A 17394-nucleotide genomic window follows, 5' to 3' on the forward strand; every position below is an offset into this window, starting at 1 on the left:
ACGCTCGGAGAAACAGATTGGCTGCAATCTTAGCACAACGCTGGCGAGCTTCCAGGCGGAAGTGCGCCAGCGTGGGCGAGGGGCAACGCGAAGGGTCGCCCGCAGCCGAAAAAGGGCTTACAGGTGGCTGTCCAGGAATGCGGTCAGCTGCGACTTGGACAGTGCGCCCACCTTTTGCGCGGCCACAGCTCCATTCTTGAACAGAATCAGCGTCGGGATGCCGCGAATACCGAACTTGGCCGGCACGCCTTGGTTTTCATCGACGTTGATCTTGGCGATCTGCACCTTCTCGCCGTAGTCCTTGGAAACTTCGTCCAGGATCGGGGCGATCATTTTGCAGGGGCCGCACCATTCGGCCCAGAAATCGACCAGCACGGGTTTGTCGGACTTGAGCACGTCTGCCTCGAAGGACGCGTCGCTCACATACTTGATCTGTTCGCTCATGGCGGGAACCTCTGTTATTTCGTAATAGCTGGCGACGTGCGCCGAACCCATACATTACACGATTACACGAACCGGCGTGTATTGAGACCACTGTCGGCGCGGATGCTGCTGATATAGTACCGACGCCCTCATTTTCAACCGATTCAATCGTTGATTGTGGCTATCAGGCCGATAGCCGCACGTTTCCCGGTATATCGCCATATTCCCTCGCATGCAGACGCTTGCCTTCGCGCCTGGCCCAGCATTCCTTTCCCATGCCGCCGACGCTGCATGGCGCTTTCTGGATGTGCATGCCCAATCCTCGCGTGCCGCCACGGTTGTTGTGCCGACAGCCGCGCAGATTCCTGGGGTGCGCAGTGCCCTGCACGCCAGTGCGCAAGCAGCCGGCACGCCGCGCTTGCTCCCTCGCATTCTGACGCTGGGGCACTGGCTGCTCGATTTGCCACCCGAAGCGGGTGTGCCGGTTGCGCGCACGCCGCTGTCGCGACTGCTCGCCGTGCAGCAGGCCCTCAAGACGCAGGCATGGCTGCGTGAAGCGCTTGGCGCACAGGACGATGCCGCCCTGTGGGGCGTGGCGCAGGTGCTTGTGACGGTGTCGGATGAGTTGTCGCAACGTTGGCTGACGCTGGATGCCGCGCACAGTGGCGCCGATGGGCGTTCCGACGAGCTGGAGTCGGCATTGGCGGAGGCGTTGGAGCGTATCTACGCACAATTGTCCGAGCGTTTCCTCGGTACCGAATCGCGCATCGTGCTGACGTTCTGGCGGTTGCTTTCGGGCGCGGCGGACCCGATTCCAATGCGCCTGCGGGCCATGCGGCGCCTGCTGGACGAACTGGACGGGCCGATCGTGTGGATGAGCCCGACCGATCCCGAGGCAGTTGATCTGGATTTCCTGCAGCGCGCCGCCGAGCGCGTGCCTGTGCTCAACATCGGCTATGACTGGAATGCCCCTGAAACCGGCGCGTCTGCGGCGCCCGCCACACACGCGGATTTCCGCGATCTGCTGCTGCATGCCTGGCCCGAATGCGCCACGCCCGCCCAGGCGGCGGACGATGCTGGCGACGCGCAGATTCCGGCGCCAATCCTGCGCATTGCGGGTGCCGCCCGCTTTGAGGACGAGGCGGCCTTCGCCGCGCATACGCTGGTCGACTGGTTGAACGCCGGACGCCGCTCGCTGGCGTTGGTGGCGCAGGATCGCATCGTCGCGCGGCGTGTTCGCGCGTTGCTGGCCCGGGTGAACGTGCCGGTGCGCGATGAGACTGGCTGGAAGCTTTCCACGACGCGCGCTGCTGCGGCACTGATGCGCTGGGTCGACGTGGTGCAGGGCGATGGCGATACCGCTGCGCTGCTCGATTTCATCAAAAGTCCGTTCTGTTTGCGCGATGCCGACGCAGGTGTTGCCACGCCCGCATGGGTTGCGGAACTGGAGCGTCGCGTGCGCCGGCATAACGTTTCGGGTGGCTGGGGGCGGTTGCGCCGACTGGTGGCCGATCGCTCCACCAATGAAGCCGATGGCGAAGCAAAGGTCAGCCGCCTGGCCGATCGCCTCGGCGTGCTGGCTGATGAGGCGGCCCTGTGGCGCCGCGCCGGCAGCGCCACGCTCGACGCATGGGTAACGCTGCTGGCAGGCACGCTCGATCGTCTGCATATGCGCACCGGTTTGCAGAACGACGATGCAGGCCGCCAGTTGCTGGACTGGATTGACCGCCTGCGGACTTCCATACATGGCAGCACCGATGCGGGCGCGCGGTTCTCGCTCACCGAGTGGCGTGCGTTGCTGTCGATGCTGCTCGAATCTGCGGTCTTCAGCGAGCCTTCACCCCCTGCGGATCGGCGTGTTGTCATCCTGCCGCTGAACGGCGCGCGCATGCGGCGCTTCGATGGCGTCGTGGTGGTGGGTTGTGACGATGCGCAATTGCCGTCGGCGCAGCCGGAGTGGCTGTTCTTCTCCAACGACGTGCGACGCGAACTCGGTTTGCCCGACCGGGCCCAGCGCTTTGCGCAGCAGGCGCGCGACCTGGCCGAAGTGCTGCTCAACCAGCCCGAGGTGGTGTTGACCTGGCAACGCCATGGCGGACGCGGCGAGCCGCATCGCCTTTCGGGATGGCTCGAACGCTTGCAGCGCCGGTTGGCGGTGAGCGGCGTTCGGATCGATACGTCGGTCACGTTGCCCAGTCTGCAGACCACGAGCCAGCCCACCGACATGCCCGCGCCCGCCGCTCCGTCTCTGGTGCCGTCCACGCTGAGTGCGGCCGCTTACAACAGCCTGCGCCGTTGCCCATACCAGTTTTTCGTCGGTCGCATGCTTCGTCTGGGCGAGCTGGAAGAGGTGTCCGACGAGCTGGAGAAGCGCGACATTGGCGAGATCCTGCATGCGATCCTGCATCGTTTTCACCGGCAGTTGCTGGAAGTGCCAATGCACGATCCGGCGGATCGTCAGGGCTTGCTGCTAAGCATCACCGATGAACTGTTCGGCCCGCTGTTGGCCGAGGATGGCAACGCGCTGCGTTTCTATCGGCGCTGGCTCGGGGTGATGTCGTCGTACTTGGCGTGGCAGGCCGCGCGCGAGGCTGACGGCTGGCGCTTTGAGGCGGGCGAGGTCGATGCCGATACGTCCATCACGTTGCCGGACGAGCGCCCGCTGCGCTTGCGCGGCCGAATCGACCGCATCGACGTGCACGCCGAACACGGCGTGGCGGTGCTCGATTACAAGACGCAATCGCAAATGGTGCTGGTGCGTCGCGCCAAGTCGCCGTTTGAGGATTGCCAGCTGCCGTTTTACGGCGTGCTCGATGCGCGCGCAGACTCCGGCGGCTGGGTTTCGTTGGACGGCGAGGCACGCGGGGACAAGCGCGACGTTGCATTGCCCGACTTTACGCAAGTCGTCGACTGGTTGATCGAACAGATGCAAAAGGACATGACGGCCCTTGCAGCCGGTGCGCCGCTGCCGGCCTTCGGTGATGAATCGGCGTGCCGCTACTGCGCGGCGCGTGGCCTGTGCCGCAAGGGGTATTGGACAGACGGCGCACCGCGTGAGCCGGAGGGCACGGCATGAGCGATCACGCTTACGAACGCGATGGCGCAGCGGTCTCGCCCGAGGCCTTCTCGCGCGCCGCGTGCGACCCGCAGGGCTCCGTTGTGGTTGAAGCGTGCGCGGGCAGCGGCAAGACGTGGTTGCTGGTCACGCGCATGCTGCGCCTGCTGCTGGCGGGTGCGGCACCATCGGACATTCTCGCCATCACGTTCACGCGCAAGGCGGCCGAAGAGATGCGCCAGCGTTTGCTCGATATCCTCGCGCAACTGGCCAGCGCTGACGATGAAGGCGTCGTGCGCGAGCTGATCGCGCGCACGGTGGATGAGCGCGATGCGCCCGCGCTGATTGAAACCGCGCGTGGGTTGTATGCCCGCGTGCTGGAATCGCCGTCGCGCATGGCGATCGACACGTTCCACGGCTGGTTCGGTTCGCTGCTGCGCGGGGCGCCATTGTCGTCTGGCGTGCAGCAGGGCGCATCGTTGCGTGAAGATGCCGGGCGGCTGCGGCGTGAAGCTTGGGCGCCTTTCTGGCGCGGCTTGCTGGCCGACGATCAGGCTGACTTGCGCGCCGCGTATGAAGCGCTTGCCGATCTGGTCGGCGATTTCCAGGCCGGTCGCCTGCTCGATGCAATGTTCCATCAGCGCAGCGATTGGTGGGCGTACAAGGCCCAGGCGGCGGGGCGTCCGCTGGATGCATTGGACGCACTGCTTGGCGACGATGCGACGGTCGATCCGTTGATCGAAGCGCTGCAGGATGCGGCGTTGTTGGCCGACATGCTGCGCGCGTCCGGCTGGCTTGGGCAGGGCGGTGCGGCCGAGGGCAAGCGCGCGGTCACCATCGAATCGGCGGTCACCGCAGCGCGCGGAACCGATGTGTCGGATGAGGCCGCTCGTGCGCAAGCATTTGATGCGCTCTTCGCCGCCTTCCATACGCAAGCCGGCAAGGCGCGCGCGTGCAAGCCGACCAAGGCGCTCATCAAAGCCGTTGGCGACGAGCACGCACAAACGCTGGTGACCTTGCACACCACGCTCTGCGAAGCGCTGACCACCATCCAGGCCCGCCGCCAGGAAGCCCGCGTGCGCGCCGTCAACGCAGTATTGTTTGCGCTGGGCGATGCACTCATCGAACGCTATCAGGCCTACAAGCGCCAGGCGCGCGCGATGGACTTCACCGATCTCGAATGGGAAGCCGCGCGCCTGATGCAGCAAGACGATACCGCCGCCTACCTCCAGGTGCGGCTCGACGCGCGCTACAAACATCTGCTGCTCGACGAGTTTCAGGATACGAACCCGATGCAGTGGCGCATCCTGCAGGGCTGGCTGGCCGGTTATGCCGGCACCGGCACGCAGCCGAGCGTGTTTCTGGTGGGCGATCCAAAGCAATCGATCTACCGTTTCCGCCGCGCGGATGCGCGATTGTTCGATGCTGCGCGTGAAATGCTGGTCGCAGAATTCAACGCGACCGTGCTGCGCACCAACCGCACGCGTCGCAATGCGCCGGCCGTGCTGGAGTGGGTCAATGCCGTGTTCCTGCAAGCGCGGGCGCGCGGTGACTATCCCATCTACGCCGAGCAAAGCACTGCCGTGGATGCACCCATCGGGCAGGCGCTGCTATTGCCACTGGTGCCCGTGTCCGAAGCCGAACAGGCTGACGAAGCCGCCCCCCGCGATACGCTCACCGAGCCGCGTGAGGAGGCCGGCGATTCGCAGCGCTATGAAGAGGGCCGCCAAGTGGCCGCTTGCCTGCGCGCATTGCACGCTAACGAGCGCATTCGCGAGGGTGGCGTCGAGCGCCCCGTGCGCTGGAGCGATTTCCAGCTGCTCGTCCGCCGCAAACGCTATCTCGCCGATTACGAACGCGCGCTGCGCGACGCCGGCGTGCCATATCTGAGCCCGCGCCGTGGCGGTCTGCTGGCGACACTCGAAGCGCTTGATCTGTGCGCGCTGCTTGATTTCCTGATGACGCCGCAGGCCGATTTGTCGCTCGCGCATGTGCTGCGCAGCCCCATCTTCGCCGCCACCGACGACCACCTCATCGCACTGGCGCGGGTTGGCGAAAGCACGGTCGCATTGACGTGGTGGGAGCGCCTGATCGCGCTGGCCGCCCAGCCTGATGCGGCGGACACCTTGCGCTACGCGCATCGCATGCTGTCGCGCTGGCTGGCAGTGGCGCCCACGCTGCCCGTGCACGATCTGCTCGATCACATCGTCTACACGGGCGAACTCAAGCGCCGCTATGCAGAGCGCGCACCGGCCGCAAACCGCGATCAGGTGCTTGCCAACCTGGATGCATTTTTGAAGCTCGCGCTCGATCTGGATGGCGGCCGCTATCCGAGCCTGCCGAAGTTCATGGCCGAACTGCGCGCCATCCGCCAGGGTGACGAGGACGAAAGCCCTGACGAAGGCATGCAGGGCGACACGGAAGCGCCGGACGCCATTGATGCCGAAGTTGCCAGCGAAGGACTTGACGCCGTACAGATCCTGACCGTACATGCCTCCAAGGGGCTCGAGGCGCCGTTCGTCGTGCTGCTCGACAGCCACCACAGCGACGCGCGTGTCGATACGGCCGGCATCTTGATTGATTGGCCGCCCGGGGCGCAGGCGCCTGTGCATTTTTCTGCGTTTGGAAAAACGTCCGAGCGCGGTCTCGCGCGCGAGTCTCTCTTCAAGCAAGAAAACGAGCTTGCCGAGCGCGAGAACTGGAACCTGCTCTACGTGGCGATGACGCGTGCGCGGCAAGCGCTGATCGTTTCCGGTGTGGCGAACAAGCGCGATGTCACAGCGGCCCAATCAGTCGATGAAGGTGATGCGCCCGAGGTGGACGGCACGGCGAGCTGGTACACGCTGCTCGCCACGGCAGGCGTGGCGTCACCTGCGCCGATGCTAGATGGCCTAGCAGATTCGGCGGGCAATGCGGCAGGGGCGGAGGCGGTCTCTTACCACGACTTCCGCGCGCCGCTTACGGTGACGGTGCGTGTCGGTGCAGTCGGCGCATCCGCAGAGGGGCCTGCCGATATCGTCTTTGACCAAGGCGCCGTCGCGCAGGGCGAACTGCTGCATGCCGTGCTCGAGCGCCTGACGCGCCGGGGCTTGCCTGAACAGGCGCCCGACGCAGAGACAATCGCGCGCTGGTTCGGTGCCACCGGCGTCACGCAAACCGACGCCACGCGCGCCGCCGATGCCGTGCGCCGGATGCTTTCAGCCGAGGCGCTCGCGCACGTTTTCGACCCCGCGCGCTTCGATGCCGCACATAACGAGATCGAACTCTTCGGCCCAGACGGCGCGCTGTTGCGCATCGATCGCCTGATCGAACGTGGCAAAGACGTCCTCGTGGTCGACTACAAACTGCGCTTGCTGCCCGTTGAACGTGCCGCCTATGCGGATCAGTTGCGCGGCTATGTGGCCGCCGTCGCGCCGATGTATCCGGGGCGCACCGTGCGCGCAGGCGTGGCGACCGCGCAGGGGGAGTGGATCGACCTGGACGCGTTGCCCAAGCCGGTGCAGACGTCACACGACGACAGCCAAGGCGCGTTGTTCTGACGCGGGCGGCACAAACAGAAAAGGGGAGGGTGATGCGGACGGGCAAAAGAAAAGGGGGACGAGCCTGACCCTCGGCACTGGCGGAAAACGGCTGTGGCTGCTTCGTTCCCGACCTGACCAGGTTGACCGCGCCACCATGCGAGGAGGCCCGTCCGACCGGCATTGTAACCGACTCCCACGTCCCCACCTGAATATCCTTGCAATTCGCTCGGCGCGCATGGCGGTTGACCCCTCCGAAGCCGCGTCGGAAATCCACCTCGCTTTGCTACAATCCGCCGCATGAGTTATCAAGTGCTCGCCCGCAAGTGGCGCCCTCGCGATTTCACCACGCTGGTCGGTCAGGAACACGTGGTGAAAGCGCTCACGCATGCGCTCGAACAGCAGCGCCTGCACCACGCATACCTGTTCACGGGTACGCGCGGTGTCGGCAAGACGACGCTGTCGCGCATCCTTGCCAAATCGCTCAATTGCGTCGGCGCAGACGGGCAGGGCGGCATCACCGCGCAGCCGTGCGGCGTGTGCCGCGCCTGTACCGAGATCGATGCCGGGCGCTTTGTCGATTACATCGAGATGGATGCCGCCTCCAACCGCGGCGTCGACGAGATGGCGCAGCTGCTGGACCGCGCGGTCTACGCGCCAACCAGCGGCCGCTTCAAGGTCTACATGATCGACGAAGTGCACATGCTGACCAACCACGCCTTCAACGCGATGCTGAAGACGCTGGAAGAGCCGCCCGAGCACGTCAAGTTCATCCTCGCGACCACCGATCCGCAGAAGATTCCGGTGACGGTGCTGTCGCGCTGCCTGCAGTTCAACCTCAAGCAGATGCCGCCGGGGCACATCGTGTCTCACCTGGACCGCATCCTTGGCGAAGAGGGCATCGCCCACGAGCCGAATGCGTTGCGTCTGCTGGCGGCCGCTGCCCAGGGTTCGATGCGCGATGCGCTGTCGCTCACCGATCAGGCCATTGCGTACAGCGCTGGCGAGGTGAGTGAAGCTGCCGTGCGCGGCATGCTTGGTGCGATCGACCAGAGTTACCTCGTGCGTTTGCTCGATGCGCTGGCCGATGAGAATGGCGCGGCGCTTGTCGAGATCGCTGACGAGATGGCCGGGCGCAGTCTGAGCTTCTCGGGCGCGCTGCAGGATCTTGCATCCCTGTTGCAGAAGATTGCGCTGGCGCAGGTCGTGCCTGCTGCCGTGCAGGACGACTGGCCCGAGGCCGACGATGTGCGCCGCCTTGCCGAGCGCTTCGATGCGCAGTCGGTGCAACTGTTCTACCAGTTTGCCAACCTGGGCCGGAACGAACTGGCGCTTGCGCCGGATGAATACGCCGGCTTCACGATGACGCTGCTGCGCATGCTGGCGTTCCAGCCCGGACAGTCGGGTGGGGACGCGCCGCCGCCTTCGGGCGGTGGTGGCGGGAAGCGGGCGATGCCGCTGGCAGCAACCCCGACCGCATCGACGCGCTCTGCGGCCCCGGCGATTGCGCCCGTGGCGGTGCGTCCGGAGCAGGTGGTCGAGGCGCCGCGTGCGACTTACCAAGCAACTCCGACGGCACCTGCGCCCGTTGCGGCGGTTGCAGATACGCCGGCTGCGGCGCCAGCGCGTCGCTCGCCGGCGATGGAAGCCTTGGCCGCTGCGCGTCAGGCGTCGAGTCGTGGCCGCGGCGGAGCTTCTGCACCTGTCGCTACGCCGGTAGCGGCGCCCGCGCCTGTCGCGCCTGCCTCTGCATCCGCTGCAGGTCCACGTCCGAATCCGGCTGCTGCGCCGGCATCCGCACCGCAGCGCCGTGAAAAGCCGGTTGCAGTTGCCGCGCCCACCGATGACGGCCCGCCGCCCTGGGATGAAATGCCGGGCGAGTTTGCTTCGCCGTCGCTTGAAGAGATGGACGCCGCGTTTGCCGGCTGGGATTCCGCTTCCAACGTGCGCCCCGGAGCGTCTGAGCCGGCGGCACGTCGTCCTGCACCGATCGAAGCGCCGGCAGCTGCGCCTGCGCCGGCTAAGGCGGTCGCCCCGGAGCCGGTAGCCGCAGCGACGCCGCCTGATCTGAGCGCCAGCGGTCTTACCACGTTCGACGGCAATTGGCCGGCACTGGCAGCGAGCCTGCCGATCCGCGGTCTGGCACAGCAACTGGCCTACCAGAGCGAGTTGGCTGCCGTAGAAGGCGTCACGATGCGCCTGCGTGTACCGTTGCCTCCGCTGACTGACGCCAACGTCGTCGAGCGCCTGGAGGCAGCACTGACGGAACACTTCGGCACGCCCGTTCGCGTGGCGTGCGATATCGGGCCTGCACGCGCCACCGCGGCGGCTGTCGATGCCGAACAGCGCGCCGAGCGCCAACGCAATGCCGAAGACGCCATCGCCGCCAACCCGTTTGTGCAGGCGCTGGTTCGTGACTTTGCCGCGCAGGTCGTTCCCGGTTCGATCCAACCGCACGCGCACTGAATCGCATTCCAAGACTGAACATTGAATACCAGCGCGCCAACCTGAGCGGCGCGCCCTTCACGACCCATTTCAAGGAGCAACGACCATGATGAAAGGCCAGATCGCGGGGCTGATGAAGCAAGCCCAGCAGATGCAGGAAAACATGAAGAAGGCCCAGGAGCAGCTTGCGTTGATCGAGGTGGAAGGCGTGTCCGGTGCCGGCCTCGTGAAGGTGGTGATGACCTGCAAGAACGACGTGAAGCGTGTGTCGATCGACCCGAGCCTGCTGGCCGAAGGCGAAGACAAGGATCTGCTGGAAGACCTCATCGCCGCTGCGTTCAATGACGCCGTGCGCAAGGCCGAGGCCACTGCGCAAGAGAAGATGGGCTCGCTCACCTCCGGTTTGGGCGGCATGGCGAGCATGCTGCCGCCCGGCTTCAAGCTGCCGTTCTAAACGACGCTGATCAGGATCGCGCCATGGTGCTGGAATCCGCGCTGCTGCACGTCAGGCCCGGCCAGGAAGCTGCCTTCGAGGCGGCCTTCGGCGAGGCTCGCCACATCATCGGTGCGATGCGGGGCTTCGTTTCGCTTTCACTGTCGCGCTGCGTGGAGAAGACCAGCGATTACCTGCTGTTGGTGCAGTGGCAGACGCTGGAAGACCATACCATCGGCTTTCGTCAGTCGCCCGAGTACCAGCGGTGGCGCGCGCTGCTGCATCATTTCTATGACCCGATGCCGGAAGTGCTGCACCACACGACGGTTCTGGAGCACGTGTGATGCGTAACGCTCCAGGCACGCCATCGGCGCTGCAGATGCTGGTTGAAGCCTTGCGCGTGCTGCCGGGCGTGGGCCCCAAGTCTGCCCAGCGGATGGCGTATCACCTCATGCAACATGACCGCGAGGGCGCCGCGCAACTGGCGCAGGCGCTGTCGGAGGCGACGGAATCGATCCAGCACTGCAGCCGCTGCAATACCTTTACCGAGCAGGAAATCTGCGAGACCTGCCTGGACACGCGCCGCGATGCGTCGGTGCTGTGCGTGGTGGAAACGCCCGCCGATCAGATGATGATCGAGCAGACGCTGACTTATCGGGGCCAATACTTCGTGCTGATGGGGCGGCTCTCGCCGCTGGACAACATCGGCCCAAAAGAGATCCACCTCGAACGCTTGCTGGCCCGCGCCACTGACCCTGCGCTGGGCGGGCCCTGCTCCGAGGTCATCCTTGCCACCAACTTCACCAGCGAGGGTGAGGCGACCGCCCACTACATTGGCGAGATGTTGAAGGCGCGCGGTATCAAGGCGACGCGTCTGGCGCGTGGTGTGCCGGTGGGCGGTGAGCTGGAATACGTGGACGCGGGCACCATTGCCCGCGCGGTGCTGGATCGGCGCCAGCTCTGAACCGGCGCACCTGAATCTCAGAATTCGGTATGCAGGCGCGTACCGAAAAATACCGCAGGACCGCGATCCGCGTTGTAGCCGGGATTGCGAATCCATTGCGCGTCGGCACTGATCCACAGGTGCTTGGTCGCCTGGAAGCTATAGAACGCCTCGACGATCTGCTCGGGCGCATAGTTCAGCTTGCCGTCTCCCAGGAATACCCCCAGGCCGCCTTGCTGCAGGTAGCGACGGTGATCCGGCGACAACATGTTGATAACCGCCGCGAGCCCGACCGTGTCATCCGAGCGGCCCCACTGGCTGCCCTTGACCAGCGTGCCGAACGACACGGAGCGATCGATCTCCGTAAAGGCGTAGGTTTCCGTCTTGCCGTCCGCCCAGGATGCACGTGCGAAGACGCCAATGTCATCGTTGATCTGCTGTTCGCCGCCAATACCGACGCCGACCTTGGTGTTGTCGCGTCGCGCCAGGCTGATGTCCGGCGCGCTGCCCGTCGACTGGCCGAGGGCGAGGGCATCGTCGTAGCGGGCCATGTCGGTCCTATTTCTGAAGAGCATCACGCGCAGCTTGCCCGGCTGGCCCGCGAGCGTGTGGCTCCGCTCGACTTCAAACACGTCGCCGTAGTGGCGGCCGATGCGCGTGTCGAGCGGCAGGCCGTTGGATTCTTCCGGCTGGATGAAGCGGCCGATGCGATAGGCCCAGTCGCCGTCGTAATACTCCAGGGCGGCACCCCAGGTGTAGCCGCGTGCATCAGCAGCGTAGTCGAACGCGCCGTGCGTGAGGAACGACCAGTTCAGGAATTGCGTGCGCGGATCGTGCGCGTAGGTCACGCTGTCGAACACGTCCAGCACCGAAAAATTGCCGGCTGTGAAGACAAGGCGACGCTTGTCGACTTGGCCGGCAAACTGGTTCATCTCGGCTTCCCTCTCTTCAGTGCCGCCACCCAGGCCGACCGTCTGGCGGAAGAAGGCGCGTGCGCGGTAGAGCGTCGGGTTCGGCCCGGCGGTCTTGGCCAACTCACCATTGGTGAATCCGGCCAGGCCATGCAGACCCGAGAAGGGCTGGCCGAACGCCATTTCCGGATTGAAGTGCACTTCAGCGCCTTGCCACAGGCGCATGCCCAGATCAAGCGTGGTCGTGACCGAATAGCTGGTGGTGGATTTGCCTGACAGGCTGTTCGGCCCGCTGTACGGCGAGTGGAACGACAGGTCGTGCTGCCACACGTAGGTGGCCTGGCCATGCACGGCAAAGCGGTCGGGATCGTTGATCGCCCAACTGGCGGTGTCGCCTGTGCTGCTTTCGGCTGCCAAGGCATGCCCGGCGCTCAAGGATAGGGCGCACAGGGCGGTCAAGCGGGCAAGACGGAACGGAAGCGGCATGGCGGCAAGCAAGGAGAACGCCGTTAGAATCCCTTTTTCGGATCCGGGAACGGCAAAAGTCCGCCATGTTAAACGTGGGCGGGTGACGGTCGGATGAAACACGCACGGAACGTGCCCCGATGTCACATCCGATGTTGTGTATTTCCCACCTTCAGCTTTCCACAATGAATCTCGCCCGCTTCGATCTCGTCACCCTCGGCCTGTTTGTGGCGGTGGCCCGGCTGGGCAGCATTTCGGCTGGGGCGCGCCAGTCGCACTTGGCCGTGGCCGCGGCAAGCAAGCGCATTTCCGATCTGGAAGCGGCCGTGGGCGCGCCGTTGCTGTATCGCCATGCCGCCGGCGTGGAACTGACCGAGGCCGGCCAGGCGTGCTTCCGCCATGCTGTGGGCATCCTGCAGGACGTCGAGCGTATGGCCGGCGCACTGTCGGACTTTGCCGCGGGCACCCGCGGGCTGGTGCGCGTGTGGGCCAACACGTCGTCGATTACGCAATTCCTGGCAGATGACCTGGCCGCCTTCATGCTGGCCAATCCGGCCATCCGCATCGCGCTGGAAGAGCAGGACAGCGGCGATATCGTTGCCGCGCTGCGGGAGAACCGGGCAGACCTTGGCATCTTCGCGGCCGGTACACCCTGCGACGGGCTGCAATCGTTCGATTACCGCGAGGACGATCTCGCGTTGGTGACACCGCGCGGGCATCCATTGGCCGGGCGCAAGCACGTCCATTTCGCTGACGCCGTGGATTTCGACTTCGTCAGCCTGCCGCCGGGCACGTCGCTGGCCGCGCAACTGGTCGACGAAAGTGTCCGCCTGGGCAAGCCGCTGCGTTTGCGTATCCAGGTGCGCAGCTTTGAAGCCGTCTGCCGCATGGTGGCCTCCGGTCTGGGCGTGGGCGTGTTGCCGCGCATTGCGGCGCAGGGGCATGTATCGAGCCTGCCGGGCGCCGGTCTGGCCCTCGTGGCACTGCAAGACGAATGGGCGCATCGCCGCCTGTTGGTGGGCGTGCGCGACCCCGATGCCCTGACCAGCTCTGCGCGCCTGCTGATGACGCATCTGCTTGGCAACCCCGCTGCATTTTGAATTCAACGTTTTCTACAACCATGCCGACACAGGTTTTGCAGGACATCCGCGTGCTCGAACTCGGGCAACTGATTGCCGGGCCGTTTGCAGCCAAGACGCTCGCCGACTTTGGCGCGCAGGTCATCAAGATCGAGCCGCCGGGGCAGGGCGATCCGCTGCGCAAATGGCGGATGCTGCATGAGGGCACGTCAGTCTGGTGGGAAGCGCAGTCGCGCAACAAGCAGTCGGTTTGTGTGGACCTGCGTGTGCCGGAGGGGCAGGAAGTCGTACGCAAGCTGGCCGCCGAAGCCGATGTCCTGATCGAGAATTTCCGCCCCGGCACGATGGAAAAGTGGGGGCTGTCGTACGAGGCGCTTTCCGCCGTCAATCCGAAACTGATCATGCTGCGCGTGTCTGGCTATGGCCAGACGGGCCCCAAACGCGACGAGCCGGGCTTTGCCGCCATTGCCGAAGCCATGGCCGGCCTGCGCTATCTGACCGGTGAGCCGGGGCGGCCGCCTGCACGTGCGGGGCTGTCACTTGGCGATACGATCGCCGGCCTGCATGGCGCGCTGGGCGTGTTGTTGGCTTTGTACGAACGCGACGCGCGCGGCGGCAAGGGGCAGGTGATCGACGTGGCGCTGTATGAATCCGTGTTCAACCTGACGGAGAGCCTGCTGCCCGAATACTCGGTGTTCGGGGCAATCCGCCAGCCGGCGGGCGGGGCGCTGCCGGGCATTGCGCCATCGAACGCCTACCGGTGCGCCGGCGGCGAGTACGTTCTGATTGCCGCCAACGGCGACAACATCTTCCGCCGCCTGATGCAGCAGATGGGCCGGCAAGATCTGGCCGACGATCCCGATTTGGCGCGTAACGACGGCCGCGCCGCCCGGGCGGAAGAAATCGATGCCGCTATCAACGCCTGGACGGGCACGCTGCCCATCGCCGATGTACTGGCCGCGCTGCATGCGGCCGAAGTGCCCAGCGGCCCGATCTACACCGTCGCCGACATTGCCGCAGACCCTCACTACCGCGCGCGCGGTGTCATCGAAACGGTGCGCGCGCAGTCGGGCATTGATGTGGAGATGCCAGGCGTGGTGCCCAAGCTTTCCGCCACGCCGGGGGCGGTGCAGGCGAGCGCGCCGCGCCTGGGCCAGCACACGCGGGACGTACTGCGCGACCACGGCCTGACCGACGCGCAGATCGACGCGCTGGCTTCGCAAGGCATCATTGCCGAAGCCAAAAGCTGAACAGCTAGGACGATCCCGCATGTTGTGTTGCAAATCGTTGCGGTAATATCGCCGCCGAGGCAGTGAACGCCGCAAAACGGGAGACAGACATGGGGACACGAGTCATTGGGCGCTGGGCAAAATGGGTGGGCGCAGCACTGTGTGCGACGAGCCTGGTGGCTGCCAGCCCCACCGTTCTGGCACAGGGCAAGCCTGAAAAGAGCAAGGTCACCATCGCAGTGGGCGGCAAGGCGCTGTTCTACTACTTGCCGCTGACGATTGCCGAGCGCCTGGGCTACTTCAAGGACGAAGGCCTGGACGTTGAAATCGTCGACTTTGCCGGCGGTGCGAAAGCGCTGCAGGCGGTGGTGGGCGGCAGCGCCGACGTGGTGAGCGGCGCGTATGAGCACACGCTGGTGCTGCAGGCCAAGGGCCAGATGTACCAGGAGTTCGTGTTGCAAGGGCGTGCCCCGCAGATCGTGCTGGCGGTCAATAACAAGACGATGCCCAACTACAAGTCGATTGCCGATTTGAAAGGCAAGAAGATCGGCGTGACGGCTCCGGGTTCATCGACCAACATCATGGTCAACTACGTGCTGGCGCGCGCCGGCATCAAGCCGAACGAAGTGTCGATCATCGGCGTGGGCCCGAGCAGCGGCGCGATTGCCGCCGTGCGTGCCGGCCAGATCGACGCCCTGGCCAACCTGGACCCCGTGATGTCGATGCTCACGCAGAAGAACGAAGTGCGCGTCGTCTCGGATACCCGTACGCTGGCCGATACCAAAGCGGTCTTCGGCGGCAACATGCCGGCCGGCTGCCTGTATGCATCCACGGCGTTCATCCAGAAGAATCCGAACACGACGCAGGCGATGACCAACGCCATGGTGCGCGCACTCAAGTGGCTGCAGAAGGCGGGCCCGTCGGACATCGTCAAGACGGTGCCGGAAGCCTATCTGCTGGGCGATCGCGCGCTGTATCTGGCAGCGTGGGACAAGGTGCGCCAGGCCATCTCACCGGATGGCACGATGCCCACCGACGGCCCCGCCACGGCACTGCGCACGCTGTCGGAGTTTGATGCGGAAGTGAAGGGTAAGCAGATCAAGCTAGACCAGACCTTCACCAATGCCTTCGTGCAGAAGGCCAACGCCAAGTACAAATAATTCCGACAGGCTTTCAGCAACGCGCCCGGCTCCGCCCGGGCGTATTGCTTTTGGACCGCAGACCATGTCCCATCCCGCGCTTTCGTTCGATCAGATCACCTGTACGTTCATTTCACCCGACACGCCGGGCCAGCGTTACACCGCCGTCCAAAACACCTCGCTGGAGGTGCAGGCTGGCGAGTTCGTCTCCGTGGTGGGCCCGACCGGCTGCGGCAAATCCACCTTGCTGAATCTGGCGGCGGGCCTGTTGCAGCCGTCTTCCGGGCAGGTCCGGGTGTTTGGCGAGCCGCTGGTCGGCATCAATCGTCGCGCCGGCTACATGTTTCAGGCAGAGGCGTTGATGCCATGGCGCAGCGCGCTCGACAACGTGACGGCCGGGCTGCAGTTTCGGGCCATGCCCGACAAGGATGCGCGTGATCTCGCCATGTCTTGGCTCGCGCGCGTGGGTTTGGCTGGGTTTGAAGACCGATATCCGCATCAGCTTTCCGGCGGCATGCGCAAGCGCGTGAGCCTGGCGCAAACGCTAGTGCTCGACCCAGACATCATTCTTATGGACGAGCCGTTTTCCGCGCTCGACATTCAGACGCGCCAGCTGATGGAAAACGAGGTGCTCGATCTCTGGGCCGCCAAGCGCAAGGCGGTGCTGTTCATCACGCACGATCTGGACGAAGCCATTGCCATGAGCGACCGCGTGGTCGTGCTGGCCGCCGGCCCCGGCACCCACCCGATCGGCGAATTCACGATCGACCTGCCGCGCCCGCGCGATGTGGCCGAGATTCGCGACCAGGCCGGCTTTGTCGACCTGCATTCGCGCATCTGGGATGTGCTGCGCGAAGAAGTGCTCAAGGGCTATGCGCAGCACCGCCGCGTGGCTTGAACTGAATCTGATCGATTGCATCCATGGCTAACCGTCCGCTTTCTCTATTCGCGCTGCGCACCTGGCAGCTTGGCCTGCTGGTCGTCACGTTGGGCGTGTGGCACTTCGCCACGCGCTCGCAGGAAGTCGCGTTCTTCTTCGGAGAACCGCTCATCGTTGCCCAGCGCATCTGGGCGTGGTTCGTTTCTGAAGGCGACATCTATCAGCACCTTGGCGTGACATTGGCCGAGACGGTGCTGGCATTTGCGATCGGCACGGCCACTGGCCTGGGTGCGGGGCTGTGGCTGGCGCTGAGCCCGGCCGCATCGGCGGTGCTTGATCCGTACATCAAGGCGGCCAACTCGATGCCGCGCGTGATCCTGGCGCCAATCTTTGGCGTGTGGTTCGGGCTGGGGATCTGGTCAAAGGTCGCGCTGGCGGTAACGCTGGTGTTCTTCATCGTCTTCTTCAACGTCTATCAGGGCGTGAAGGAAGTGAGCCCGGTCGTGCTGGCCAATGCGCGCATGCTGGGCGCATCGCAGCGGCAACTGCTGCGCTTTGTCTACCTGCCGAGCGCGACGAGCTGGGTGTTCTCGTCCCTGCATACGTCGGTGGGCCTGGCCTTCGTGGGCGCGGTGGTGGGGGAGTATCTCGGCTCCGCACGCGGTGTCGGTTACCTGATCCTCCAGGCCGAAGGTACGTTCGACATCAACACCGTGTTTGCGGGCATCGTCGTGCTGACGGTCTTTGCGCTGGTGCTCGACTGGCTGGTCGGCTTGATGGAAAAGCGCTTGATGCGCTGGCAGCCGAAGACCGGCGAGACAGAAAAGCTCTGAGCGAGCGCGCTAACGACGCGAACATCACATCGACCCTGTTC

Annotated in this window: 13 protein-coding genes and 1 other RNA gene; 11 read left to right on the forward strand and 3 right to left on the reverse strand. The window is 65.1% G+C overall.

All coding sequences use genetic code 11. The features are described 5' to 3' along the window. Positions 1–117: 117 nt before the first annotated feature. Positions 118–444, reverse strand: coding sequence for a thioredoxin TrxA (trxA, locus tag ACU8YE_RS02545; RefSeq protein WP_004626253.1), 327 nt, complete (start codon positions 442–444; stop codon positions 118–120). 211 nt (positions 445–655) lie between these two features. Between trxA and ACU8YE_RS02550 the strand changes: the two genes are divergently transcribed. Continuing rightward, positions 656–3499 carry a PD-(D/E)XK nuclease family protein gene (locus tag ACU8YE_RS02550; RefSeq protein WP_446928036.1) on the forward strand — a complete coding sequence of 948 codons (2844 nt, stop codon included), beginning with the start codon at positions 656–658 and terminating at the stop codon, positions 3497–3499. Continuing rightward, positions 3496–7017 (forward strand): UvrD-helicase domain-containing protein, encoded by a 3522-nt coding sequence (locus ACU8YE_RS02555; RefSeq protein WP_446928037.1) that lies wholly within the window; start codon positions 3496–3498, stop codon positions 7015–7017. Before ACU8YE_RS02550 ends, ACU8YE_RS02555 begins: the two co-directional genes overlap by 4 nt. Positions 7018–7071: 54 nt before the next feature. Here the strand turns inward: ACU8YE_RS02555 and ffs are convergent. Next, positions 7072–7170: signal recognition particle sRNA small type (gene ffs / locus ACU8YE_RS02560), an RNA gene on the reverse strand. Positions 7171–7296: 126 nt separating this feature from the next. Here ffs and ACU8YE_RS02565 point away from each other — a divergent pair. The 4 genes from ACU8YE_RS02565 (at position 7297) to recR (ending at position 10838) form a co-directional block, all read left to right on the forward strand. Further along, a complete protein-coding gene (locus tag ACU8YE_RS02565; protein ID WP_433866853.1) occupies positions 7297–9462 on the forward strand; it encodes a DNA polymerase III subunit gamma/tau in 2166 nt (721 codons plus the stop codon). Between the two features lie 85 nt (positions 9463–9547). Next, on the forward strand, positions 9548–9895 hold the full coding sequence (locus tag ACU8YE_RS02570) for a YbaB/EbfC family nucleoid-associated protein (protein ID WP_024975986.1): 348 nt from the start codon (positions 9548–9550) through the stop codon (positions 9893–9895). A gap of 23 nt (positions 9896–9918) precedes the next feature. Next, on the forward strand, positions 9919–10218 hold the full coding sequence (locus ACU8YE_RS02575) for an antibiotic biosynthesis monooxygenase family protein (protein ID WP_260802660.1): 300 nt from the start codon (positions 9919–9921) through the stop codon (positions 10216–10218). Next, complete coding sequence (gene recR / locus ACU8YE_RS02580) at positions 10218–10838, forward strand: recombination mediator RecR (protein WP_260802659.1); 621 nt, start codon at positions 10218–10220, stop codon at positions 10836–10838. Before ACU8YE_RS02575 ends, recR begins: the two co-directional genes overlap by 1 nt. 17 nt (positions 10839–10855) lie before the next feature. Here the strand turns inward: recR and ACU8YE_RS02585 are convergent, their stop codons facing one another. Continuing rightward, entirely contained in the window at positions 10856–12145 is a 1290-nt protein-coding gene (locus tag ACU8YE_RS02585; RefSeq protein WP_446928038.1) for a carbohydrate porin, read from the reverse strand. 233 nt (positions 12146–12378) lie between these two features. Between ACU8YE_RS02585 and ACU8YE_RS02590 the strand changes: the two genes are divergently transcribed. The 5 genes from ACU8YE_RS02590 to ACU8YE_RS02610 all read left to right on the forward strand — a co-directional run bounded on the left by ACU8YE_RS02590 (position 12379) and on the right by ACU8YE_RS02610 (position 17353). Continuing rightward, on the forward strand, positions 12379–13293 hold the full coding sequence (locus ACU8YE_RS02590) for a LysR substrate-binding domain-containing protein (protein WP_446928039.1): 915 nt from the start codon (positions 12379–12381) through the stop codon (positions 13291–13293). Between the two features lie 20 nt (positions 13294–13313). After that, entirely contained in the window at positions 13314–14522 is a 1209-nt protein-coding gene (locus ACU8YE_RS02595) for a CoA transferase (RefSeq protein ID WP_433866858.1), read from the forward strand. An 89-nt stretch (positions 14523–14611) separates the two neighbouring features. Then, positions 14612–15661, forward strand: coding sequence for an ABC transporter substrate-binding protein (locus ACU8YE_RS02600; RefSeq protein ID WP_440818259.1), 1050 nt, complete (start codon positions 14612–14614; stop codon positions 15659–15661). 64 nt (positions 15662–15725) lie between these two features. After that, complete coding sequence (locus ACU8YE_RS02605) at positions 15726–16538, forward strand: ABC transporter ATP-binding protein (protein WP_316868809.1); 813 nt, start codon at positions 15726–15728, stop codon at positions 16536–16538. Between the two features lie 23 nt (positions 16539–16561). Beyond that, complete coding sequence (locus tag ACU8YE_RS02610) at positions 16562–17353, forward strand: ABC transporter permease (RefSeq protein ID WP_343618705.1); 792 nt, start codon at positions 16562–16564, stop codon at positions 17351–17353. Positions 17354–17394 lie beyond the last annotated feature (41 nt).

This window comes from Ralstonia sp. VS2407 (assembly GCF_052950655.1).